This is a genomic window from Litoreibacter meonggei (assembly GCF_003663885.1).
Classification (GTDB): Bacteria; Pseudomonadota; Alphaproteobacteria; order Rhodobacterales; family Rhodobacteraceae; genus Litoreibacter; species Litoreibacter meonggei.
Map to the genome: position 1 here is coordinate 576,307 of NZ_RCCE01000001.1, position 22,727 is coordinate 599,033.

Sequence of the window (22,727 nt, forward strand, 5' to 3'; positions counted from 1 at the left end):
TCCTATCTGCGACGTGCATGAAAGGTCATTTGTCCCGCGCTCCGGTCCCAATTTAGGGAATTTCACCGCGTTCCGAAAGGAATAGCCTTCGCAGATTTTGGGAATCGACTACACTTACGCTTGAGAGACCATAAAAAAACTAGTCCGCCTGCTTGCTCCTTGGCCTTCATCTTAGAAGCCGCAGGTCTCTCGCCAAGACGCAAGGATTGTTAAGGGCGGTCGCAATGTGGAGACAGATTATGTCAACTAAATTGGTAATTGGCCTTGATGGGCACAGTTCGGGGGAGCGCGCGCTAGAGTTCGCGAAGACTCTCGCAGGCCAGATCGGCGCCTGCGAACTGCTGGTAGTCTATGTTATCGAATGGTCGCCTTATTCCTTCCAAACCGCTGAAGAAAACGCCCAACGCCACAAGCGTCGCGAGGAAGAAATTTCCACAGCACAAGACCGCGTCGTAACTCCGGCGATCAAAAAGCTGACCGATGGTGGCTTGTCAGCCACGGGCAAGGTCCGGCATGGCAACGTTGCCGACACGCTCAATGACATCGCCAAGGAAACCGGCGCGGCACAGATCATCGTTGGTCGCTCCACCGAATCCGGCTTGTCCAAGCGCATTTTTGGCAGCTCAACCGCGAACCTCGTGATGGAGGCCAGCGTGCCCGTCACGGTCGTCAATTAAGGGGGCTGATATGAAACGATTTAACCAAGCCGCGGCCTCTGCCGCATTGCTGGCGGCAACCGCCGGCCCCGCTCTGGCGCAAGAGGCCCAAAGCCTAGACGCCCGCGTAAATGCCGCCTTTGCGGCAGCCACCGGACCGTTCGTCAGTTTTATCTTCGCGCCCCTTCCGGGCACAGCCTTTCCATGGATCGTGATGTGGCTGGTGGTCGCCGCCACAATCTTCACCATCTACTTCGGCTTTGTGCAGTTCCGCTTTTTCAGCCACGCCATTGCTTTGGTGAAAGGTGACTACTCCGACCCGAACGACGCGGGTGAGGTCAGCCACTTCCAAGCGCTGGCAACGGCGCTGTCAGGCACTGTGGGCCTTGGTAACATCGCCGGTGTGGCGGTTGCCGTGGGTATCGGCGGACCGGGGGCCACGTTCTGGATGATCCTTGCGGGTCTTTTGGGCATGGCGTCCAAGTTCACCGAATGTACGTTGGGCGTGAAATACCGCAACGAATATCCAGACGGAACTGTCTCGGGTGGCCCGATGTACTATATCTCCAAGGGCTTCACCGAGCTGGGTCTTCCGGGTGGTAAAATCCTTGCGGTGCTGTTCTCGGTTTTCTGTATCCTTGGTGCTTTGGGCGGCGGGAACATGTTCCAAGCCAACCAAGCGCACGCGCAAATCCAAGGAGTGCTCGGGTTCGAATTCTCGGGCCTGATTACCGGCTTCATCTTCGCCTTCATCGTGTTCGTCGTGATCGTCGGTGGTGTGAAATCTATCGCGGCTGTCACCGAGAAAATCGTGCCATTCATGGGCATTCTCTACGTCGGCGCGGCATTGATTATCCTAATCGTCAACTACGACAAAATCGGCTGGGCCTTTGGCCAGATCTTCGGCGGGGCCTTCACCGGCTTGGGCGTTGCAGGCGGTATGGTCGGCGCGTTGATCCAAGGCTTCAAACGGGCGGCCTTCTCAAACGAGGCGGGCGTTGGCTCTGCGGCGATTGCGCACTCTGCGGTGAAAACCAAAGAACCAATCACCGAAGGGTTCGTATCCTTGCTGGAGCCGCTGATTGATACCGTTGTAATTTGTACCATGACCGCCTTGGTCATCGTGATCTCGCAGCAGTTGATCATCGATCCGGCCACGGGCAACTATGTGCTCAATGAAGCTGGTACAGCAATCGCAACGGTTGACGGCAACTCCGGCGTCTCACTGACTTCGGCAGCCTTCGGGTCCGGCATCAGCTGGTTCCCATATGTACTGGCCATCGCGGTTGTTCTGTTCGCGTTCTCCACCATGATTTCGTGGAGCTACTATGGCTTGAAAGCATGGACCTACCTGTTTGGCGAAGGCAAAACCTCCGAGCTGGTGTTCAAGCTGATCTTCTGCGTGTTCATCGTGATCGGTGCGGCAGCGTCGCTTGGTCCGGTAATCGACTTCTCCGACGCGGCAATCTTCGCCATGGCGGTGGTCAACATCTTCTGCCTCTACTTCCTGATGAAGCTCGTAAAGACCGAGTTGGCGTCCTACGCCGCGCGTCTCAACTCAGGTGAGATCAAGAAGTTCGAGCATTAAGTCGAGCAACACCCAAAACACATCGGGGCGCCTTCGGGCGCCCCTTTTTATTGCCACATCCTGCATTGTCTTGGCCCGTCATACCGGCAACATCGGCATCAAGCGCGACGCCCCGATGCTGATGGGCCGTATTTATTCCAAAGCATCAATCGCTTCGGACAGGTGGGCCAATCGCGCATTCAGCTCTTTGCTGATCACAGCAATTTCGTCTTGTAGTTCTTGCTTAGTAGCCACAATCGCCTTGCCGTCGGCGAGTAGATGATCCAATTCGGCGATCGCGCCGGACAATAGGGGAGAAATCTCCATTCTAACGCTATTTGCATTAGTTGCTTCGGCCCCCGGCATCGGCTTTCCCATTCGCTTGAATTCGTAACTACGACGTTTGGGCAGGAACGAACCGCGCGGGCGGCCATAGTTGATTTTCAACACGTCCATGTCGTCTGCGATCCGCACAAGCGAATAGTGTACAATCTGGCTAGGATTGCGGATTCCCATTTCGGATAGGTTAGGGGTTTCTACGCTCATCTGAATTCCTTCACTTGATTGCTGACTAAAACGGCCGGTGTCTCACAATATAGGTTTGTTTAGAAAATGTGACGCCATAGTGACGTTTCAAGATCGTTGCTGTTGCAGGATGACGTCAGGCCATCAGTTGCACAACCAAAGGAGTCAGCGCCTTACCGATGGCCCGAGTATTCTCTGCATTCAAATGGAAGCCGTCCGAATTTGACGACGAGGCCACCAAGTTGCTATCGAAAAACGCAACGTCACTGGCCTGCGCCACCTGCTCGACCAACTCGCGATAGGTGTGGCTTGCATCGATCATGGTCTGGGTGACGCCTTCGCTCGGAACGATTACAGGCGGGGCTACGACCAGGATTTGAGGCACCTTGCACGGTGTGCGATAGGGATGATGACGCACAATCTCGATCAGTCGCGCCATGCCGCGCGCAGCCATCTCAGGCTCCACTCCGCAATAGGAATCGTTGGTCCCCAGCATCAAAATCACCAGATCAACAGGCGCATGGGTGTGCAGGACCGTTGGCAACATCATCGCGCCACTCATCTCGGCAGGGCTGACTGGCATATCAAATGCAGTCGTTCGCCCACGCAGACCGTCGGAAATTACCTCCAGCCCGGTCAACTTCGCCAACACGTTCGGCCAGCGGTCCGCAAAAGCGTGTCGCCCGCCCCCGTCAGGGCACGAGCCCCATGTCAGGCTGTCACCAAAGGCCAGAACCGAGCGCATTAGTGTTCCGCGTAAATTGCCGCGATCTTTTTGACGGCATCTTCCGGCGGCATCTCTTCACTCTCGCCCGTGCGGCGCGATGTCAGCTCCACTACGCCATTCTTCAACCCGCGCGGGCCAACGGTGATGCGCCATGGCAGGCCAATCAGGTCCATGGTGGCGAACTTGCCGCCTGCCCGCTCGTTGCGGTCGTCATAGAGCGGCTCAAGGCCCAATGCGGTCAGCGACTTATACAAAGCCTCGCACGCGCCATCAGCTTCTTCGTCACCTTGCTTGAGGTTCACGATCCCGCAATGGAACGGCGTCACGCCTTCTGGCCAGATGATGCCCTTGTCGTCGTGGCTGGCCTCGATGATTGCGCCCAACAGGCGGGAAACGCCGATGCCGTGCGACCCCATATGAACCGGAACGGGTTTGCCGTCCGGCCCTTGCACGGTCGCCTTCATGGCTTCGGAATACTTGGTCCCGAAGTAGAAAATCTGACCGACCTCGATCCCGCGCGCCACCTTGCGGCGCTCCTCTGGCACTTCATTGAACAGCGCTTCGTCATGGGTCTCGTCGGTGCGGGCATATTTGGTGGTGAATTCTTCCATCACGCCGGCGCATTGCTCGACATTATCATAGTCAATCTCGCGATCGCCAAAGGTCAGATCGGTCACGGCGCTGTCGTAGAACACTTCGGACTCGCCCGTTTCCGCCAACACGAGAAACTCGTGCGTGTTGTCCCCGCCCATCGCACCGCTATCCGCGCGCATGGGGATCGCTTGCAAGCCCATCCGCTCATAGGTGCGCAGGTAGCTGACGAGGTGACGGTTATAGGCGTGCAGCGCGTCCTCTTTGGTCAGGTCAAAATTGTAGCCGTCCTTCATGTAAAACTCGCGGCCCCGCATCACGCCAAATCGTGGCCGTACCTCGTCGCGGAATTTCCACTGGATCTGGTACATGGTCAGCGGCAGGTCCTTGTAGCTGTTCACATGGGAGCGGAAGATGTCGGTGATCAGTTCTTCCGCCGTGGGTGTGAACAGCATGTCGCGGTCGTGGCGATCCTTGATGCGCAGCATCTCATCACCGAAGGCTTCGTAGCGACCACTTTCGCGCCACAGGTCCGCTGATTGGATCGTCGGCATCAACATCGGCAGGTGCCCTGCCCGCGACTGCTCTTCATGCACGATATTCTCGATCTTTTTCAACACCTTGTAGCCCAACGGCAGCCACGAATAGATGCCCGCAGAGGACTGCTTGATCATCCCCGCACGCAGCATATAGCGGTGCGACACGATCTGCGCCTCCGAGGGGGTTTCTTTCAGGACGGGCAGGAAATAGCGGGACATGCGCATGGGTACTGGGTCTCTCTCATGAGTGGTTACCCACGAGTTACGCCAATGCCCGCCCCTTGCCAAGTTGGGGGGCGCGGTTTTTCAATATTTGTGGATGGTACGCGCGATTAGGAAACCAACGTCTCCGCGTCCAGCGACGATGCGAGCGAGGCGAACCGCGCCTGCGCCACCTCCCCGAACAAGGCTTTGGTGTCGGGGTGCAGCTTCAGTTTCAGCAATCGCTTCTTCGGGTGCCACTTCAGCTGCCCCATCAATTCGGGCCGCTGGACCGAGAACATCGCCCCGAACCGCATGGCCTTGCCCAACACTTCCGCGTCACGCAATTCGCGTTCGGACAGCAAGTCGAACAGCTCTTGGAAATGGGTGCCAGAACGGGAGTTTTTGTACCGGTGCAGCAAGGCGGTCCCAAGGAAAATACGTCCCGGATGGTCCAGCCCGCCCAGATTTGCACGGGTCGCGTTGTCGAAACACACCTCCGCACGGTAGTCGGGATGCGCGCGCCAGCTGACGTCGTGCAGCAAGCAGGCCGCCTTCACCAGACGGATGCGTTCCGGCGACGCTTTATCAAAGAGCGGCTCGATAAACCGGTACAGGAACTTCCCGAACCCCGGAATTCGGGCGTTCATCGCCTCGTCATAGCGACAAGCCTCGATCAACGGGTCGCGGCGCTTCAACTCGAACGGCATTTGCTCGTAAAGCAGCCCCTCGCGGATACCGTAGCTGGACACCGCAACAGACTTGGGTTTAAACCGCTGGATCAAAGACTTGAGCACCTGTGACGCGATCGGCACCAGCCGCATCCGCGCCTCGGAATTGCCTGTCATCGCCCGTAATTCGTCCACAGAATACTTGTTGATCCATTTGACAGTTTGCAGGATCGATTTGGCGGTCATCCGGTATTCATGCAGCACTTTCAGCGGGTAGCCGCGACGTTCCATGTCCAGCCGCGCAATGGCCCGCCACGAGCCACCGACAAGGAACAAGGTCTCGTAATCTCCGTCAATCTGCACCCGAAGATCATCAAGTGTCTCGTCGATAAACACTTTGCGGGCCTTCGCCCCACCCTTCATGCTCATCAGCTTCAACGGGCCGATCTGCGAAGAGACACGGCGCCCGACAACACCGTCGCCAAGCTCAGCCAGCTCCATGGAAGAGCCACCGATATCGCACATCAACCCGCGTGCTTCGGGCCAGCCCAGAAACACCCCTTGCGCCGACAAGCGTGCCTCTTCGACACCTTCCGCGACCCATAGGTTCAGCCCTGTTTCACGAGCGACTTCGGCGCGAAACTCGACACCGTCCGATGCGTCGCGTACGGCTGCGGTCGCCACACAGGTCATCGGCGATACGCCCATTCCCTGCGCCAAAAGCGCAAAGCGCCGCAACGCCGCCAGCGCGCGGTCGCGCCCTTCTGGGTTCAGGTGGCCAGTCTCGGACAGACCAGCGCCCAATCCCGCCATGACTTTTTCGTTGAAGAAATACGCAGGGCTGCGCGCAGCCCCGTCAAACACCACCATCCGCACCGAGTTGGAGCCCACATCAATTGCCCCCACCCGCTTCAGGGCCTTGGACTTCGGGTCGTTGAACAGGGGGCGCCCGAAGGGGCCGTCTTCGTCGTTATATCCGTCCAAAGCTCGTCTCGCTGCCGGTTCTTGCGTTGGCCGCGACAATGGCGGCTGGCGGGGCGCGGCGTCAATGCGAAAGCGGCAAGAAAGGAACCAAGAAGAGGAATGCGCGACGAAAGCAGCACGCGTTAGAGGCGAGGCTGCTCCTGTGGGAATTATTTTCCGCCAATTTCGATATTTTACTCATTTTGTTCCACTTCTCCCGTTTGACAGCGAGCCATTTAGGCAGATATCCCGCACGGGATTAATTCGGAGAGACACCATGCTGCTGGAAACCTATGATTGGGGCCTTGAGGCCCGCACTCTGCAATTGCTGTTCGGGCTGGGGCTTGGCCTTGTCTTTGGCGTTGCTGCACAAATCTCACGGTTCTGCCTGCGTCGCGCGGTGGCGGTCGACAGCGAAGACCGTGGATCGGCGGGCGCCGTATGGCTCAGCGCATTTGCGGCGGCCATCCTCAGCTTCCAACTGGCCAGTGCTTACGGCTTCATCGCCATTGAAGACCACCGCTTCCTTGCGAGCGATCTTGCGGTTCTTGCCATCGTTGTCGGCGGAGCAGCGTTCGGGGCGGGTATGGTTCTAACGCGCGGCTGCGTCTCCCGCCTGACGGTGCTAAGCGCCACCGGCAACATGCGTGCCGCCACGGTACTGATCATCTTCGCAATTACCGCCCACGCCATGTTGAAAGGCGTGCTGTCCCCCGTTCGCACGGCTTTGGGCTCGGTCACTATCGACCTGCCCTTCGCCTCCATCGCGGAGCTGTCAGGTGGTGCGGCCCTCAGCGGCGCGGTTGCTGTCATCGTCGCAGCGTGGTTGATCCAGCGCTTCCGCCCGTCTAGGCACCATGTGGCACTTGGTGTTGTCATCGGACTTGTCCCCGTTCTGGGCTGGGCCACCACAAGCGTGCTGCTGTTCGACGAGTTCGATCCGCTTGCCGTCCAATCCGCCGCCTTTACGTTGCCTTGGTCTGATACGCTGTTCTGGGTGATCGCCTCCACGGCAGTTCCCGCAGGTTTCGGCACTGGCTTCATCGGCGGCATCCTGTTCGGCAGTTTCGCTAGCGCCGCATTGCGTGGTGAGTTGCAGACCGCGTCCTTCGAAAGCGCCGCACAAACAGGCCGCTACGCCTTGGGCGCGGTTCTGATGGGTTTTGGGGGCGTTCTGGCTGGCGGTTGTACCGTTGGCGCAGGCCTCAGCGGGTCCGCGTCTCTTAGCATCGCCGCGTTGTTGGCTCTTGTCAGCATTGTCGCCGGGGCTTGGGCCACCAGCCGCGCGCTGTCACCCAATGCGGTTGCCGTTCCGGCTTAATCAGGCGTGTGGGTCAGTTCGGGCACATCCCCCGCCCCTGCTGACCCGCGGCCAGACAGCGACGGGTTCTCCATGAAGAACCGGTGGCAGTTAAACGGGTTCTCCTGCCCCTCTACGTCAGCCCGCACATAAGAGCCATCCGGCGACAGAATCCAGCTTTGCGCCGTGTCCGCAAGATTGGCGGCCATGATCTGGCTCATCACCTGCGCTTGAACCGTCTTGTTGGTAATCTCTACCAAGGTTTCCACCCGACGGTTCAGGTTGCGGCTCATCCAGTCCGCCGAAGACATATAAACCTTGGCCTTCTTGGATGGCAGACCATGCCCATTGCCAAAGCAAACAATACGCGAATGTTCTAGAAAACGACCCACAATGGACTTCACACGGATGTTTTCACTCAACCCCTTGATACCTGGTCGCACTGCGCAAATCCCGCGCACCACAAGGCTGATCTTCACCCCCGCCTGAGACGCGCGGTACAGCGCGTCGATCACGTCGACTTCGACCACCGAGTTCACCTTCGCCCAAATCTCGGCAGGCTTGCCCTCGGAGGCATAACCCGCTTCTTTGTCGATCATCCGGATCAGTTTTTTCTTCATACCAGTCGGGGACAAATACAGATTCTCAAGGCGCTCGGGCTGCGCATATCCACCGATATAGTTGAACACCTTCGTGGCATCACGCCCGAGTGATGCGTCACACGTAAACAAACTCAGGTCCGTATATATCCGCGCCGTGATCGGGTGATAGTTGCCAGTGCCGTAATGCGTGTAGGTCACCAGCGTGTCGCCCTCACGGCGGACCACAGTGCTGATCTTCGCGTGGGTTTTGTAATTGATAAACCCGTAGACCACATGCGCGCCAGAACGCTCCAGCTTGCGCGACTGGCGAATGTTTGCGGCTTCATCAAAGCGTGCTTTCAGTTCCACCAAGGCGGTGACGGATTTGCCATTCTCGGCGGCCTCGCATAGCGCGTCAACAATCGGGCTTTCGTTTGATGTCCGGTATAGTGTCTGCTTGATCGCCACCACATTGGGATCCCGCGCGGCTTGCGCCAGAAAGCGGATGACCATGTCAAAGCTCTCATATGGATGGTGCAACAGCATGTCTTTTTGGCGAATGGCCGCGAACATATCACCATCATTGTCCTGCACCCGTTCGGGTACACGCGGGCTAAACGAGGGCCACAACAATTCTGGGGGCGCTGCGGAGACCAGCTCGCTCAGATCAGACAGACCGATCATCCCCGAAATCTCGATCACGTCGACCTCGGTCACCTCAAGCGCCTTCATCACCAGCGTGCGCAGCTTGGTAGGCGCGCCGGAACTGATCTTCAGCCGCACCACTTCACCACGGCGACGCCGCTTCAACGCGACTTCAAACTCGCGCACTAGGTCCTCGGCCTCTTCCTCAACCTCTAGGTCGCTGTCGCGCAGCAAGCGGAAGGCGCAATGGCCGACGGCTTGATAGCCCGGAAACATCTCGCTGATTTTGAGGGTCAGCAATTGCTCCATTGGCAAAAACCGCTGCTGCCCCGCCTCGCAAGGCATCGAGATAAACCGCTCGATCTGCGCCGGAATCGGCAGCAAGGCCTGCAAGGTGCGGCCATCGCTTGGGCGCTCCAGTTGCAACGCTAGTGAAAAACCTTCATTCGGGATGAAAGGGAATGGGTGTGCGGGGTCAATCGCCAGCGGCGAGAGCACCGGGAACACGTTCGACATGAAATAGCTATCGAGGAACTCGCGATCCGGCGCCGTTACATCCTCGGCATCCAACAGCCAGATACCGCTGGTTTCCATCTCGTCTTTCAGAGCTTCCCACACCGCGTCTTGCTTGGTGATTAGGGCGCGGGCGTTTTGGTCAATCAGCACCAACTGCTCTGCCGGCGTGCGCCCGTCCGCAGACGGCGTTCGGTTTCCGGCGTTGGCTAACTCGCGCAGGCCTGCAACGCGCACGGTATAAAACTCATCAAGGTTGGTGGATGAAATCGCCAGAAACCGCACGCGTTCCATCAACGGCACACGCGGATTCGCCGCCTCGTCCAGCACACGCCAATTGAACGCGAGCCAGCTCAACTCGCGATTGAAAAAACGCTCTGGCCCCTGAGCGTCAAGATCGGCGATCTCCACGGGTTCGGGGTAGCCAGAAGTCAAGAAGTCAGCGCCGCACATAGGCAGCGTTTTGATTTGAGAATGTAAGGTCACGATGACGAATGTGGAGATAATGCCTCGAAGTGTCCAGACGGTCTGCGCTTAATCACCCGTAATTTCGGCTAAAACGTCACGCGCTAGCCCTTTGCCGATAGGCCGTTTTTCGGCCAAGGCGCGGGCGTCCACGGTCTCCACAAACCCGCGCACAGCGTCAAAGCTTCGTGGCAGGCGCGGCATCACGTAGTTCAGCAAATCGGGTTTAATTGCGATCTGCCTGTCGGAAAACATCTTCATCACCAGTGCCATCAACAATGCGTCATCCAGCGCTTCCAAGGTTGCGATGGACGTCCCTTCCATCCGGCTTTTGAGGTCAGGCAACGCGAAACTCATACGCGCAGGTGCGGTGGCAGAGGTTACAAGCAACGGATGCCCCCCTTCCTGCATAAGGTTATGCAGATGGAACGCTTGCGTTTCTGCCGAACGATCGCCGCAAATCAGGTGCAAATCCTCAACCACCAACGGGCCATTCGCCAACGCGGCCGGATCATCCAGCACATCAGCCGACATAACCCGCGCGCCTGTTTCATGCGCCCAAACCATCGCCAGATGAGTTTTTCCGGATCCCGACGGACCAACCAGAACCAGTTTTCTCAACGGCCAGTTGGTCCAATTCTCAACAGCAGCCACAGCCAGTGCGTTCGCATCGGACACGAAATAGTCCTCGCGCCCCAACGCCTCCTTGGCGGGTAGGGAAAATGCCAATTGTTCCGACATAAGTTTATGCAGTGCCTTCCGGGTCGTCGTCGCTGTCCAGCCCACTATAGAGACGGCTGGTGCGGTATTGTTCAGTCCCAAAGCGGGCCACCACACCCAGCGACGCGGCCACGGGAACCGCGACCAGCATGCCCACAAAGCCGAACAATGTGCCAAAAACAGACAGTGCAAACATCAACCAGACGGGGTGTAACCCGACGCTTTCGCCGACCAGTTTCGGGGTCAAAACATTGCCTTCAAGGAACTGCCCAGCTACGAACACTGCCGCCACTGCGCCGATCATCGCAGGCTCGCCCCAGAACTGGAACAGGGCCAAACCTACCGCCAGCACCCCGCCAATCACTGCGCCGATATACGGGATGAACGAAATCAGCCCGGCAATGAACCCGACAACAAGTCCAAATTGCAGACCAACCAGCATCAATCCCACGGCGTAAAACACACCAAGAATAGCGCAAACCGTCAGCTGGCCGCGCACAAAGCTGGCAAGGGTAAGGTCGATCTCGGCCGCAATCTTACGGATTTGCGGCGCATGATCACGTGGCAGGAAGGTATCAATCTTGGCCACGAGATTGTCCCAATCCAGCAGCATGTAGAACGCCACAACAGGCACCACGACGATAAACACAACGGCGTTGATGACGCCAAGCGCTGAGGAGAACACGCTTTGGGCAAACTCCCCTCCGCGTTCCTGAATAGTCGCCCCGATGGACGACAACGACTGGCGCAGGGTCGAGTTTGCATCGCCCAATTCAGGGAACCGCTCCGACAGGAAGTCACGCAAGCGCGCGAATAAATCCGGGGCGCTTTCAAACAGTCCAGCCGCTTGGCTGACAATCATCGGGATGATCAAAACCGCCATCAAGATGAACACAAAAATTGCAATTAAACTAATGATCGTGGTCGCTACGACACGGCTCGCCCCCATGCGCTCCAGCCGGTCGGCCAACGGGTCCAACCCGTAGGCAATCGCCCCACCCACAATAAACGGCAGCATGACGTCGCCCAGATACCACAATGCCAGCAGGAACGCCGCTGTGGCGATGCCCCAATATTTCGCCTGATCGCGGACCGGTAGCGCCATAGAATTCTCTCTTTCAGGCTCAGATGTGACCTATGGAGAGGCCGGTTTCAAGGCTTCCGACATCATTTTCCGTGACGTGATCACGACCATTGAGACTTTGACGGCCCCTGTCAGAACGCTACGACATTAAATCGCCCCTCCTGATACCCCAGAACCAGCGCAAATACCAAAAGTGTGATGGTAGGGTAAAACCCTGCAGCAAAACCGAATGCCCGCAGAGATGGAGAGACGTGGTAACCGACCCAAAACAACAGCCGTGTTGCGGCAAAAGACAGCCCCAAAAGTAGGACAGGGCCCGCCCCCAGTGCCATACCGATAAAGGGCCAAAGCGCAATGCTAAGCACGGTTTGCTCGATAGAGTTATGCAGTACTCTTTGATCGATCTCGGCGACGGACCCAGCCTGATAGGGATCTCCGTCGATGGTTTGATCATCAAAGAACCGCCGTTGGGCCAAACGACCAATCATCAAGAGCAGCACAATGCCAGCTGGCAGAAGCCCCAAAGCCAGCGCGTCGGCCAGCGGCATTTGCACCTGTCGCGAGGCCGCCCGCGCCAACGGTATCACCGCCAGCGCCCAAACAGCGCCGGCACCCATCCCCATCAGGATGAGCGCCCGCTTTCCCATCAATCGCGCGCCTTGCGGATCAGCGCGAGGATATCCTTCGCTGCCTCCGGGATATTTGTCCCCGGCCCGAAGATCGCTTTCACGCCAGCTTTGTAGAGGAAGTCATAGTCTTGCTGAGGGATTACCCCGCCGCAAATCACCAGAATGTCCCCGGCACCTGCCGCGTTCAGCGCCTCCACCAGTTTCGGGGCCAATGTCTTGTGCCCCGCCGCCTGAGAACTGATGCCGATGACATGCACGTCATTGTCCACCGCGTCCTGTGCAGCTTCTTCCGGCGTCTGGAACAATGGCCCCACATCGACGTCGAAGCCAATATCGGCAAAGGCCGTCGCGATCACTTTTGCCCCGCGGTCATGTCCGTCCTGACCCATTTTCACGACCAACATGCGCGGACGACGACCTTCTTCCTCGGCAAAGTCCTCGACATCTTTCTGGATAGCCGCGAAGCCTGCGTCGCCCTCATAGGCTGCGCCATACACGCCCGCCAAAGTCTTCACCTCCGCGCGGTGGCGGCCAAACGCTTTTTCCATAGCCATGCTGATTTCTCCCACAGTTGCGCGTGCCCGCGCGGCATCCACCGCCAGCGCCAGAAGGTTTCCTTCACCGGATTTTGCGCCCTCTTCCAACGCCGCCAAGGCCGCATCGCAGGCCGCTTGGTCCCGCGACGCTTTGATCTTATCAAGCCGCTCGATCTGGCTCAGCCGCACCGCGACGTTGTCCACATCCAGAATGTCGATCGGGTCTTCCTTGTCCAAACGGAACTTGTTGACCCCGACGATCACTTCCTCGCCACGGTCCACCTGCGCCTGACGCAGAGCCGCCGCTTCCTCGATACGCAGCTTGGGCATGCCGGAGGCCACGGCCTTGGTCATGCCGCCCATTTCCTCGATCTCTTCGATGATTTTCCACGCCTCGTCCGCCAGATCAGAGGTCAGTTTTTCAACATAGAAAGACCCTGCCAATGGATCGACGACCTTGGTGACCTTGGTTTCGTTCTGCAAGATCAGTTGCGTGTTGCGCGCAATCCGCGAGGAAAACGCGGTGGGCAACGCGATGGCCTCGTCAAACGAGTTTGTGTGTAGCGACTGAGTCCCGCCCAACACCGCTGACATGGCCTCATAGGCCGTGCGCACGATGTTGTTGTAGGGGTCTTGTTCCTGCAACGACACACCAGAGGTCTGGCAATGCGTTCGCAGCATCATGGAACCCTCTTTCTTGGGGTTAAACTCGCTCATGATCTTGTGCCACAGGAACCGCGCCGCGCGCAGCTTGGCGGCTTCCATGAAGAAGTTCATCCCAATGGCAAAGAAGAACGACAGCCGCCCCGCAAACGCATCCACGTCCATGCCGTTAGCAATCGCTGCGCGCACATATTCGCGCCCGTCGGCCAGCGTGAATGCCAGCTCCTGCACCAAATTCGCGCCCGCTTCCTGCATGTGGTAGCCGGAAATCGAGATCGAGTTGAATTTCGGCATATCCGACGCGGTAAACGCGATGATATCCGACACGATCCGCATGGAGGGCTCCGGCGGGTAGATGTAGGTGTTGCGCACCATGAATTCTTTGAGAATGTCGTTCTGGATGGTGCCGGACAACACCGCGCGGTCATGGCCCTGCTCTTCACCAGCGACGATAAACGAGGCCAGCACAGGGATCACCGCGCCGTTCATGGTCATCGACACCGACACTTTGTCCAGCGGGATGCCGTCGAACAGGATCTTCATATCCTCGACGCTGTCAATCGCCACGCCGGCCTTGCCCACATCGCCCTCTACACGCGCGTGGTCGCTGTCATAGCCGCGGTGCGTCGCCAGATCGAACGCGACCGACACCCCTTGCTGCCCTGCATCCAAAGCCTTGCGGTAGAACGCGTTAGACTCTTCGGCGGTCGAGAACCCCGCATATTGCCGGATCGTCCAAGGACGCCCCGTATACATGGTCGAGCGCGGGCCACGGGTAAATGGCCCCTCTCCCGGCATGGAGCCCATATGCTCTAGACCCGCCGCGTCCTCCTCGGTGTAAACCGGCTGGATCGCGATCCCTTCAGGGCTGTCCCATGTCAATTCGTTCAGTGGGCGGCCGCGCAGCTCTTTTTCAGCGCGCGCTTCCCACGCTTCTTTCTTCTCGGTCATGGTGGCTTCCTTCTGTCATGTCTGCCCCGCAGAATGTATCTTCGGTCGGGTCGAGGTAGGTCACACGCGGCCCCGCTCCGGCCTTTAGCCAAGCGATGTCCGCGCGGTAATCTTCTTGCAGCTTCCAAATCTGTTCACTGTCAAACGGCATGTAGCGGGCGCCATGCCGTGCTGTAGCCAGCCGCAAGGCGCCATCCAGATCACCGCGTTCCGCAGCAATCTTCGCGAGCGCTGCTGCTGGCGCAGAGGCGTTGGATTTATACGGCTTTGCCATTGGTCCAAGTGCCACAGGCCGACCGGCAAGTGCGGCAACCAGCGGGGCTGGATTAGCGACCCAGCCTTCAAACGGCCAGACCACAAGCTGTGCCATGGGGAAGACGTCGCCAATATCGGCAATCACATCGTGCCAGCGACGTGGTTGGGTGGCCAGCCGGTCCAAATCGGCGGCAGACGGCAAAGCCGCCCCTGCCTTCACCCTGAACGCCAGCTGCGAGGCCCAATGCAGATCATAGGCACGGATAGCGATACCGATGCGCAAACCACGCCCCTCAAATGCGGGGCTAACCCGTTCAAGACGACCCGAAAGCTGACCATAAAGACGCACCGCCTCCAAGTTCTGCGCCATGGTGCCGATAAGGTTTTCTTCGCTCAGGATAAGCTGCTGGACACCCGCATGCTCCAGCCGCGTGAATTCCATGCGCAACCGCCCGCAGGAGCGTTGTCCAAGCTGTGTATCGCGCGTGCTCAGATGATGCGGGTTCTTCACAAGCCCTGCCAGCAGGCCACCACGGGTGCGCTCCGGCCCCCAATAGGCAAGTCCGGCACGCCGCAGCGCGGGCCGCTGGCCGTTCAGCATGACCTGAAAACCGGTCGATCCGGTCCGATGCGCCCCAAGATGCAGGCAAATATCCACAACAAACGCCCCTGTAGCACCTGTCGCCCTGTGCGACCGACTGGAGCGTTTGTTGTCAGCCCAAAGGCTGACCATTGGCTTAACACGCAAGGCTGGCGCATTTGTGCGCAAGCGCACCATTCCATTCCCGAAATTGCCCCCTATATTAGGGGCAGAGGGAGCCTTCATGAAACACGCTATCTTATTTGTTTTATCTGCATTTTTTGCCACCCAGACCTTGGCCGCAGGGTTGCCCGAAAACGTGTTGGACGACCCCACCGCAATCGGCCCATATGATGCAGTTGAGGCGAATTTGAGCGATTTTCTCTGGCTCAGACGCGCCGTTGTGGTGTTTGCCGACACCCCAGCCGATCCGCGCTTCACCCGCCAGATCGAGCTTTTGGAGGCGCGACCGGACCCCCTGATTGACCGCGATGTGGTGATCTTGATCGACTCAGACCCTAAAAACCCGTCCGAAATTCGCAACACACTGCGTCCGCGCGGGTTCATGATGGTGCTAATCGGCAAAGACGGCGAAGTGGAACTGCGCAAGCCGTCCCCGTGGGATGTGCGCGAAATCACCCGCGCCATCGACAAAATGCCACTGCGCTTGCAGGAACTCCGCGACAGACGGGCGGCGCAAGACGCCGAATTGAACGATTGAGCGCCTGCTTCATTGCGCATTAACGCAAAGGTACCTATATTAGTCGCAGGAACGGCATTCTGCCCGACCGTAGACCCAAGAGGTGAGTGATATGTCCAAGACGCCAAAATCTCCTCCCCCTATGACTGGTCAGACGGGTCCGCGACCCGGCTACTAGGGTTAGGTTCACGGCCCGTGCTGACGCGTAACGCGCGCAGGGCCGTTTCTCCACGTGCCAATGCTTCCTGCTTTAGGGCGATGTAGTCGGTATACATGCCGATGCGCTGCACTTGGTCCATTTCGCGAAACAAATCGGAGCGCAAGTCGTCAATGATCGCATCCACCGCGAACACCTGATTGTAATAGCCTACGACCGGCTGGATAACCTCCTCCGGCAGAAGATGAATTTCTGCGACAAGCGCCGAAAACACCGTATCGTTACGCTCGCTGGGCACCACGGGCGTGTAGCTGTCGTCATCTTCCATGGCCCCGACAATGCGCTGCCATGTGGCGGTCAGGTCAAACTGCTTCAACGTCACCACGTAGTGGTCGATCTCCGCAATCAACGCGGTCTGCACATCCTGCATCTTCTCCAGACGCCGCCGCCGTTCCCGCAAGCGGTTGCGATGGCCGTTATAGACCCACCCCACCGCCAAGAAGAGCCCGCCGACAATTGCCTGCTGCACTCTTGGGTCGATGATGTTGTCGAAAACGGCCATCGCGGATTATTCGAACTCCATGATGATGTCGTCCACGGCCAGATTGTCGCCGGCGGACGCGTTGATCTTGGACACCTTGCCCTTACGCTCCGCACGCAGGATGTTTTCCATTTTCATCGCCTCGACAGTGCATAGCGCTTGGCCTTCCTGCACCTCGTCACCGACTTCCACGTCCACTTTGACGATCAAACCCGGCATCGGGCAGAGCAGCAGCTTGGAAGTATCAGGCGGCGTTTTCTCAAGCATCAAGGATGCCAGTTCAGCCTGACGCGGCGTGCGCACATGCACTTTCAGGTCCGCGCCACGGTGGCGCATCCGGAACCCGCCGGAGATCTTTTCGACCTTCAGCACCAGCTTCTCGCCATCGACCTTCAGCTTGGCAAGGCTGTCGCCCGGCGTCCAATCCGAGGAGACACGTTGCTTGGTGCCGTCGGCGTGCTTCACGGTCGCGCCCTTTTTGTCGGCCTTGATCTTCACCTCAAAGTGCTCGCCTTGCAGGGTCACGACCCAATCCTTTCCCACCTTGCGGCGGTGGTTGTCCATGGTGCCGGAAATTCGCGCGCGGCGGATTTCGGCAACGCGGTGCATAGCCGCCGCCGAGGACGCGATGCGTGCCAAGGTCTCTTTCGGCAGCTCTACTCCCGTGAAGCCCTCAGGGTATTCTTCCTCGATAAACGCGGTGGTGATGTCGCCGGACACAAACTTCGGATGATCCATAACAGCGGCGCAGAACGGCAGGTTGTGGCCAATGCCTTCCACTTCGAAACTATCCAGCGCTACGCGCATGTGCTCGATGGCCTCTGCGCGGGTTGGCCCCCAAGAACACAGCTTGGCGATCATCGGGTCGTAATACATCGAAATCTCGCCGCCCTCATAAACGCCCGTATCATTGCGCACGGCGCGCTTGTCATTGTGCTTCTCAGCCGGTGGGCGGTAGCGGGTCAGGCGGCCAATCGACGGCAGGAAGCCGCGATACGGGTCTTCCGCATAAAGCCGTGATTCCATCGCCCAGCCGTTCAGCTTTACGTCCTTTTGCTTCAGCTTCAGTTTTTCACCATAAGCCACGCGGATCATCTGCTCGACCAAGTCCACGCCTGTGATCAACTCGGTCACAGGATGTTCCACCTGCAAACGGGTGTTCATCTCAAGGAAGTAGAAATTGCGGTCACCATCGACAATGAACTCCACCGTACCGGCAGAGGTATAGCCAACCGCCTGCGCCAATGCACATGACTGCTCGCCCATAGCTTTGCGGGTCGCCTCGTCCAGAAACGGCGACGGCGCCTCCTCGATCACCTTTTGCTGGCGTCGCTGGATCGAGCATTCCCGCTCGCCCAGATAGATGCAGTTGCCATGCGCGTCAGCCAAAACCTGAATTTCGATGTGGCGCGGCTGGGTGACGAACTTCTCGATGAAAATGCGATCATCACCGAAGGAATTCGCGGCTTCGTTCTTCGATGACTGGAACCCTTCACGGGCCTCGTCATCATTCCACGCAATCCGCATTCCCTTGCCGCCACCACCAGCGGAGGCTTTGATCATCACTGGATAGCCGATTTCCTTGGAAATCTTCACCGCTTCTTCAGCATCCTCGATCAGCCCCATATGGCCCGGAACCGTGGACACGTTGGCCTCTTGGGCGATCTTCTTGGAGGTAATTTTGTCCCCCATTTTCTCGATCGCGCCAACAGGTGGCCCGATGAAGGCGACGCCAGCGGCTTCCAGTGCTTCCGCAAACTTGGAGTTTTCCGACAAGAACCCGTAACCCGGATGCACGGCCTCTGCCCCAGTCTCCTTGATCGCCGCCATCACTTTGTCGATTACGATGTAGGACTGATTAGCTGGGGGTGGCCCGATATGCACCGCCTCATCCGCCATCTGCACATGCATCGCCTGCGCGTCGGCATCAGAATAAATCGCTACCGTTTTGATGCCCATCTTGCGGGCGGTCTTGATGACACGGCAGGCGATTTCACCACGGTTGGCGATCAGGATTTTCTTGAACATTAGGTCAGGTCCCCTCTTGCCCAGCCCATCGGCCGGGGGTCTTGCATCAAAAAAGGCCGGGGCGCGCATCTGCGCGTCCCGGCCCTGTTGGTCTGGTTAATGGTTGTCTGGTTGTTACTTGCAGATGCCTGCGTCGTCGCAGAACACGCCTGCCGCGCCACCAAGGACAGCACCCGTAACGACGTTGCCACCTGTGGCCGAGGCAACGGCTGCGCCTGCGCCTGCCCCAACAAGGCCGCGTTCGGCGTCGGAATCACAGGCTGACAGCGCAAAGGCTGCCGCAAAAAGAGTCGAGATGAGGAATGTCTTACGCATTGGAATTCTCCTTGATTGCTCTTGGAGACCCAACACCCGAATGCGCGAGAAAGTTTCAAAAACTTTCTAGAACGCTGAATTTGGCGGAATTCTGCGCGAACCGCAGGGGAAGCATCGGCACTTTGCCGCCCGCGCCCGCCCGCACAGAAAAAAAGAGGTCTGCCCAAACGAGCAGACCTCTTCAGAGGGGAAGGGTAACGGTTTTGTACATGCAGGCGCATCTCTGTGCTGGAGGGATTAACCTGCTCAGCCACGATGCGACACTCAGCAGGCTGAGCAAACTCGATTACTGCCCCAGCGTCAATTTGAGCATTAAATCGCTTAAATCGCTCATATGTCAGCGTAATTTTGCCCATTATTCGATGAATTCTTCTGCAAATGCGTTCGGGAACGTCCCTTGAACGCGGCGGATGTCGATGCGCAGCAGTGCTTCGTAGCTTGCTGGGTCGAACGGATCTTCCGCCGGGACGACTTCGCGACCGAAAAGCCAGTTCAACCGCCCCGCATCAAGGTTGCCACGCTCGAACGGCTCCTCACCAAAATGCTGCACCAAAGCCCACATGAATCCGGCATCAGCCCGCCGGTCCATCGGACGCCGGTCCGCATACCGTTCGCGTTTGGTTAAAGGAGTGGCCCCGTCCTTGTTATCGCGACGGATGGTAAACTGGTAATCCGTTCCCGGTAGCCGCGAGGGAAATCCCTTGTGTTTCAACATGGTGTCACCTTTGAGCGAAAGTCGTGCATCCCGCGTTCTGGCATGCGCGCATGCGAACGGGTCGCGCGGGCGCGAGCTACGGGACGTGTATCACTTTTGAAAATGAGGGGGGCCGCACGCGCTGTCTGCGCTGTCAGGCCGGTAAGGTTTTGCGGGGCGATGCGGAAAGCCCGCCCCGCAAATGTAGTTTTAGTACTTGTTGTATGCTGGCTCAGCAGCAACTGGCTCAATGATAACAACTTCTTCTTCTTGCTGGCCGCCGCATGCTGCGACGATTGCAACGAAGCCAAAGGCTGCGAGTGCTTTGATGCTCTTGGACATCTGAGTCTCCTGTTTTGGTCTGACGAATCATTAGCGGGGCTAATCCCCACTCCTTCCTCGCACACGTTAGGGGTCACAGAAATGTAACCTGCCTGCAAGGTAGCCGTTCCATTAGTAAAAAAATATATCTTCGATGTGGCTAAAGCGCGATGAACTGCAAATGAAACATCCCTGCCACAGCTTGAGCTATTCCGGCCAACATATTGTGTTCTGGTCATAATCCACCCCAAACGCAGGTGTTGCCCTCGACACCGAATAAATCGAAGTATTGCACCACATTCGGCGCAGATTCGCCGAATGGCACCGCTTCCGACGCAACAGACACTACGATTTCTCGGGCATTGGGTGCAAATTCAGCAACAATTCGAAGCCCTTCACCATCGCAGAGCGCCTGAAAGTCTGGCTCTACCACATCAAAGCCGAACTGCTCCTGATCCGCGATTTGCGGTGCGACCAGCCGCATTCGCACCAAGCGACGCACAGCGTCATAGGCGCCAGCGGGTTCAAAAAGGACCTCATGGGGTAAATAGTCCACCGCCGACAGACCGCGCAAGGGAACTGCCTCGGCCGAAGCCGTCCCCGTCGCGATCAAAACTGCCAGCGCGGCCGATTTCATCCGGGCCGCCTCGCGATACAGTCGATTTCGACCAAAGCCCCCACGGCCAAGGCCGTTACCCCCACTGTGGTGCGCGCTGGCAGCCGATCAGCGGGAAAGAAGCTTTTGTAGGTTTCATTGAACACCGCGTAATCCCGCTCGAACTCAGTCAGAAAGCAGCGGCACTGCACGACATGGCTCAGGTCCAGCCCGATTCCCTTCAGCACGGTTTCGAGATTCAACATCACCTGCCGCGTCTGCGCCTCCACGCCCTCGTCCAGCGGGTCGGTAGTGGCCCCGCCCGGTTTGGTCGGCATCTGTCCGGTAAGGATCACCCAGCCATCTGATTCGACCGCATGGGAAAACGGGGCCACATGTGTCGGTGCGTTGGATATGTTGTGAAATTCGGTCATCACAGCCTCACAACGGAATATTATCGTGTTTCTTCCACGGGTTCGTCACCGACTTGCCCCGCAGCGACGCAAAAGCCCGCGCCACGCGCTTGCGGGTGGAGTGCGGCATGATCACCTCGTCAATGAAGCCCTTCTCTGCGGCCACAAACGGGTTGGCAAAGCGGTCCTCATAGTCGGCAGTCCGATCTGCAATTTTCTCGGAATCCCCCAGCTCGGCACGGTACAGAATTTCAACGGCCCCTTTGGCCCCCATCACCGCAATCTCCGCAGTGGGCCATGCGTAGTTGAAGTCGCCGCGCAGGTGTTTGGACGCCATCACGTCATAGGCCCCGCCATAGGCTTTGCGAGTAATCACCGTCACTTTCGGCACCGTCGCCTCGCCATAGGCAAACAGCAACTTCGCGCCGTGCTTGATCACGCCGCCATATTCCTGAGACGTTCCGGGCAAGAAGCCCGGCACATCCACAAGCGTCAGGATCGGGATTTCAAACGCATCGCAGAACCGTACGAACCGAGCGGCCTTGCGCGAGCTGTCAATATCCAAGCACCCCGCCAGCACCATCGGCTGGTTGGCGACAACACCGACGGACTGCCCTTCAAGGCGGATAAATCCGGTCAGGATATTCTTGGCGAAATCTTCCTGTATTTCAAAGAAGTCGCCTTCGTCCGCCAGCTTGGCGATCAGCTCTTTCATATCATATGGGCTGTTCGCGTTGCTCGGCACCAGCGTATCAAGGCTGGCCTCAATGCGCGCCGGATCATCAAAAAACGGACGCACAGGCGCTTTCTGGCGGTTGTTGAGCGGCAGAAAATCCACCAAGCGCCGCGTTTCGGCCAATGCCTCCACGTCGTTCTCGAACGCCCCATCCGCAACCGAGGACTTGCGCGTATGCGTCGACGCTCCGCCCAACTCCTCTGCCGTGACCACTTCATTGGTCACGGTTTTCACCACATCAGGGCCGGTAACGAACATGTAGGACGAATCTTTCACCATGAAGATGAAGTCGGTCATGGCTGGTGAATACACAGCACCCCCCGCGCACGGCCCCATGATGAGGCTGATCTGCGGCACCACGCCGGATGCCATAATATTGCGCTGAAACACTTCGGCGTATCCCGCCAAAGACGCCACGCCTTCTTGAATACGCGCGCCGCCGGAGTCGTTGATCCCGATGACCGGCGCGCCGTTCTGCACCGCCATGTCCTGTATCTTGCAAATCTTCTGGGCGTGGGTTTCCGACAGCGAGCCGCCAAACACCGTAAAGTCTTGGGAAAACACATAAACCAGCCGCCCGTTGATGGTGCCCCACCCCGTCACAACGCCGTCGCCTGCGGGGCGGTCTTTCTCCATCCCGAACTCGGTGCAGCGATGCGCCACGAACATGTCGAACTCTTCAAAGCTGTCTTCGTCCAGCAGCAGCTCGATCCGTTCTCGCGCCGTCAGTTTACCCTTGGCGTGTTGAGATGCGATGCGACGCTCTCCGCCACCTTGGCGGGCCGTTTCACGGCGGTCTTCCAGTTCGCTTAGGATATCTTTCATGGCGCGGGCCTCCCAAATAAGTTGGCAAGAACCTACACCC

22 protein-coding genes are annotated in these 22,727 nt (G+C 58.2%); 4 read left to right on the forward strand and 18 right to left on the reverse strand.

Features of this window, described 5'->3' with window-relative positions:
• The first annotated feature begins 239 nt into the window (after positions 1-239).
• Together BCF46_RS02815 and BCF46_RS02820 are read left to right on the forward strand one after the other, a co-directional pair.
• Positions 240-677, forward strand: a complete 438-nt coding sequence (locus BCF46_RS02815; RefSeq protein WP_121021492.1) for a universal stress protein — start codon at positions 240-242, stop codon at positions 675-677.
• A 10-nt stretch (positions 678-687) separates the two neighbouring features.
• Positions 688-2,244 (forward strand): alanine/glycine:cation symporter family protein, encoded by a 1,557-nt coding sequence (locus BCF46_RS02820; protein WP_121021494.1) that lies wholly within the window; start codon positions 688-690, stop codon positions 2,242-2,244.
• Between the two features lie 132 nt (positions 2,245-2,376).
• Here the strand turns inward: BCF46_RS02820 and BCF46_RS02825 are convergent, their stop codons facing one another.
• The 4 genes from BCF46_RS02825 to BCF46_RS02840 all read right to left on the reverse strand — a co-directional run bounded on the left by BCF46_RS02825 (position 2,377) and on the right by BCF46_RS02840 (position 6,461).
• On the reverse strand, positions 2,377-2,769 hold the full coding sequence (locus BCF46_RS02825) for a DUF3461 family protein (protein WP_121021496.1): 393 nt from the start codon (positions 2,767-2,769) through the stop codon (positions 2,377-2,379).
• 115 nt (positions 2,770-2,884) lie between these two features.
• Entirely contained in the window at positions 2,885-3,493 is a 609-nt protein-coding gene (locus tag BCF46_RS02830) for an SGNH/GDSL hydrolase family protein (protein ID WP_121021498.1), read from the reverse strand.
• Entirely contained in the window at positions 3,493-4,830 is a 1,338-nt protein-coding gene (gene proS / locus BCF46_RS02835; protein ID WP_121021500.1) for a proline--tRNA ligase, read from the reverse strand. Before proS ends, BCF46_RS02830 begins: the two co-directional genes overlap by 1 nt.
• 107 nt (positions 4,831-4,937) lie before the next feature.
• Positions 4,938-6,461: a Ppx/GppA family phosphatase gene (locus BCF46_RS02840; RefSeq protein WP_121021503.1), complete on the reverse strand. Its 1,524-nt coding sequence runs from the start codon at positions 6,459-6,461 to the stop codon at positions 4,938-4,940.
• 256 nt (positions 6,462-6,717) lie between these two features.
• On the opposite strand from BCF46_RS02840, the gene BCF46_RS02845 reads away from it, so the two are divergent.
• A complete protein-coding gene (locus BCF46_RS02845) occupies positions 6,718-7,761 on the forward strand; it encodes a YeeE/YedE family protein (protein ID WP_121021505.1) in 1,044 nt (347 codons plus the stop codon).
• Here BCF46_RS02845 and BCF46_RS02850 read toward each other — a convergent pair.
• The 6 genes from BCF46_RS02850 to BCF46_RS02875 all read right to left on the reverse strand — a co-directional run bounded on the left by BCF46_RS02850 (position 7,758) and on the right by BCF46_RS02875 (position 15,608).
• Positions 7,758-9,932 (reverse strand): RNA degradosome polyphosphate kinase, encoded by a 2,175-nt coding sequence (locus BCF46_RS02850; protein ID WP_121021507.1) that lies wholly within the window; start codon positions 9,930-9,932, stop codon positions 7,758-7,760. The genes BCF46_RS02845 and BCF46_RS02850 overlap by 4 nt on opposite strands.
• 81 nt (positions 9,933-10,013) lie before the next feature.
• Positions 10,014-10,685 carry a P-loop NTPase family protein gene (locus BCF46_RS02855; protein WP_121021509.1) on the reverse strand — a complete coding sequence of 224 codons (672 nt, stop codon included), beginning with the start codon at positions 10,683-10,685 and terminating at the stop codon, positions 10,014-10,016.
• A gap of 4 nt (positions 10,686-10,689) precedes the next feature.
• Positions 10,690-11,769, reverse strand: a complete 1,080-nt coding sequence (locus tag BCF46_RS02860) for an AI-2E family transporter (RefSeq protein ID WP_121021511.1) — start codon at positions 11,767-11,769, stop codon at positions 10,690-10,692.
• 110 nt (positions 11,770-11,879) lie between these two features.
• Positions 11,880-12,395: an MAPEG family protein gene (locus tag BCF46_RS02865; protein ID WP_121021513.1), complete on the reverse strand. Its 516-nt coding sequence runs from the start codon at positions 12,393-12,395 to the stop codon at positions 11,880-11,882.
• Complete coding sequence (scpA, locus tag BCF46_RS02870; RefSeq protein WP_121021515.1) at positions 12,395-14,527, reverse strand: methylmalonyl-CoA mutase; 2,133 nt, start codon at positions 14,525-14,527, stop codon at positions 12,395-12,397. Before scpA ends, BCF46_RS02865 begins: the two co-directional genes overlap by 1 nt.
• Entirely contained in the window at positions 14,490-15,608 is a 1,119-nt protein-coding gene (locus BCF46_RS02875; protein WP_170157844.1) for a hypothetical protein, read from the reverse strand. Before BCF46_RS02875 ends, scpA begins: the two co-directional genes overlap by 38 nt.
• Here BCF46_RS02875 and BCF46_RS02880 point away from each other — a divergent pair.
• Complete coding sequence (locus BCF46_RS02880) at positions 15,607-16,083, forward strand: DUF4174 domain-containing protein (RefSeq protein WP_121021519.1); 477 nt, start codon at positions 15,607-15,609, stop codon at positions 16,081-16,083. The genes BCF46_RS02875 and BCF46_RS02880 overlap by 2 nt on opposite strands.
• 119 nt (positions 16,084-16,202) lie before the next feature.
• Here BCF46_RS02880 and BCF46_RS02885 read toward each other — a convergent pair whose 3' ends face one another.
• The 8 genes from BCF46_RS02885 to BCF46_RS02915 all read right to left on the reverse strand — a co-directional run bounded on the left by BCF46_RS02885 (position 16,203) and on the right by BCF46_RS02915 (position 22,687).
• Positions 16,203-16,781, reverse strand: a complete 579-nt coding sequence (locus tag BCF46_RS02885; RefSeq protein WP_121021521.1) for a hypothetical protein — start codon at positions 16,779-16,781, stop codon at positions 16,203-16,205.
• A gap of 6 nt (positions 16,782-16,787) precedes the next feature.
• Positions 16,788-18,788: an acetyl-CoA carboxylase biotin carboxylase subunit gene (locus BCF46_RS02890; RefSeq protein ID WP_121021523.1), complete on the reverse strand. Its 2,001-nt coding sequence runs from the start codon at positions 18,786-18,788 to the stop codon at positions 16,788-16,790.
• A 114-nt stretch (positions 18,789-18,902) separates the two neighbouring features.
• Positions 18,903-19,103, reverse strand: coding sequence for a hypothetical protein (locus BCF46_RS02895; protein WP_121021525.1), 201 nt, complete (start codon positions 19,101-19,103; stop codon positions 18,903-18,905).
• Between the two features lie 355 nt (positions 19,104-19,458).
• The gene (locus BCF46_RS02900) at positions 19,459-19,818 is read right to left on the reverse strand and encodes a hypothetical protein (RefSeq protein WP_121021527.1); all 360 of its coding nucleotides are present in this window, start codon (positions 19,816-19,818) and stop codon (positions 19,459-19,461) included.
• A 189-nt stretch (positions 19,819-20,007) separates the two neighbouring features.
• The gene (locus tag BCF46_RS20055; protein ID WP_281250176.1) at positions 20,008-20,139 is read right to left on the reverse strand and encodes a hypothetical protein; all 132 of its coding nucleotides are present in this window, start codon (positions 20,137-20,139) and stop codon (positions 20,008-20,010) included.
• Between the two features lie 214 nt (positions 20,140-20,353).
• Positions 20,354-20,755: a DUF6497 family protein gene (locus BCF46_RS02905; protein WP_121021529.1), complete on the reverse strand. Its 402-nt coding sequence runs from the start codon at positions 20,753-20,755 to the stop codon at positions 20,354-20,356.
• A complete protein-coding gene (locus BCF46_RS02910; RefSeq protein WP_121021531.1) occupies positions 20,752-21,147 on the reverse strand; it encodes a RidA family protein in 396 nt (131 codons plus the stop codon). The genes BCF46_RS02905 and BCF46_RS02910 overlap by 4 nt, the downstream gene beginning before the upstream one ends.
• A 7-nt stretch (positions 21,148-21,154) precedes the next feature.
• Entirely contained in the window at positions 21,155-22,687 is a 1,533-nt protein-coding gene (locus tag BCF46_RS02915) for an acyl-CoA carboxylase subunit beta (RefSeq protein WP_121022257.1), read from the reverse strand.
• Between the last annotated feature and the right edge of the window lie 40 nt (positions 22,688-22,727).

Bases quoted from the DNA above. Each gene is read 5' to 3' on its own strand.
- BCF46_RS02815 (WP_121021492.1), top strand. From the start codon at position 240: ATGTCAACTAAATTGGTAATTGGCCTTGATGGGCACAGTTCGGGGGAG.
- BCF46_RS02820 (WP_121021494.1), top strand. From the start codon at position 688: ATGAAACGATTTAACCAAGCCGCGGCCTCTGCCGCATTGCTGGCGGCA.
- BCF46_RS02825 (WP_121021496.1), bottom strand. From the start codon at position 2,769: ATGAGCGTAGAAACCCCTAACCTATCCGAAATGGGAATCCGCAATCCT.
- BCF46_RS02830 (WP_121021498.1), bottom strand. From the start codon at position 3,493: ATGCGCTCGGTTCTGGCCTTTGGTGACAGCCTGACATGGGGCTCGTGC.
- proS (WP_121021500.1), bottom strand. From the start codon at position 4,830: ATGCGCATGTCCCGCTATTTCCTGCCCGTCCTGAAAGAAACCCCCTCG.
- BCF46_RS02845 (WP_121021505.1), top strand. From the start codon at position 6,718: ATGCTGCTGGAAACCTATGATTGGGGCCTTGAGGCCCGCACTCTGCAA.
- BCF46_RS02850 (WP_121021507.1), bottom strand. From the start codon at position 9,932: ATGTGCGGCGCTGACTTCTTGACTTCTGGCTACCCCGAACCCGTGGAG.
- BCF46_RS02855 (WP_121021509.1), bottom strand. From the start codon at position 10,685: ATGTCGGAACAATTGGCATTTTCCCTACCCGCCAAGGAGGCGTTGGGG.
- BCF46_RS02860 (WP_121021511.1), bottom strand. From the start codon at position 11,769: ATGGCGCTACCGGTCCGCGATCAGGCGAAATATTGGGGCATCGCCACA.
- BCF46_RS02865 (WP_121021513.1), bottom strand. From the start codon at position 12,395: ATGGGAAAGCGGGCGCTCATCCTGATGGGGATGGGTGCCGGCGCTGTT.
- scpA (WP_121021515.1), bottom strand. From the start codon at position 14,527: ATGACCGAGAAGAAAGAAGCGTGGGAAGCGCGCGCTGAAAAAGAGCTG.
- BCF46_RS02880 (WP_121021519.1), top strand. From the start codon at position 15,607: ATGAAACACGCTATCTTATTTGTTTTATCTGCATTTTTTGCCACCCAG.
- BCF46_RS02875 (WP_170157844.1), bottom strand. From the start codon at position 15,608: ATGAAGGCTCCCTCTGCCCCTAATATAGGGGGCAATTTCGGGAATGGA.
- BCF46_RS02885 (WP_121021521.1), bottom strand. From the start codon at position 16,781: ATGGCCGTTTTCGACAACATCATCGACCCAAGAGTGCAGCAGGCAATT.
- BCF46_RS02890 (WP_121021523.1), bottom strand. From the start codon at position 18,788: ATGTTCAAGAAAATCCTGATCGCCAACCGTGGTGAAATCGCCTGCCGT.
- BCF46_RS02895 (WP_121021525.1), bottom strand. From the start codon at position 19,103: ATGCGTAAGACATTCCTCATCTCGACTCTTTTTGCGGCAGCCTTTGCG.
- BCF46_RS02900 (WP_121021527.1), bottom strand. From the start codon at position 19,818: ATGTTGAAACACAAGGGATTTCCCTCGCGGCTACCGGGAACGGATTAC.
- BCF46_RS20055 (WP_281250176.1), bottom strand. From the start codon at position 20,139: ATGTCCAAGAGCATCAAAGCACTCGCAGCCTTTGGCTTCGTTGCAATC.
- BCF46_RS02905 (WP_121021529.1), bottom strand. From the start codon at position 20,755: ATGAAATCGGCCGCGCTGGCAGTTTTGATCGCGACGGGGACGGCTTCG.
- BCF46_RS02910 (WP_121021531.1), bottom strand. From the start codon at position 21,147: ATGACCGAATTTCACAACATATCCAACGCACCGACACATGTGGCCCCG.
- BCF46_RS02915 (WP_121022257.1), bottom strand. From the start codon at position 22,687: ATGAAAGATATCCTAAGCGAACTGGAAGACCGCCGTGAAACGGCCCGC.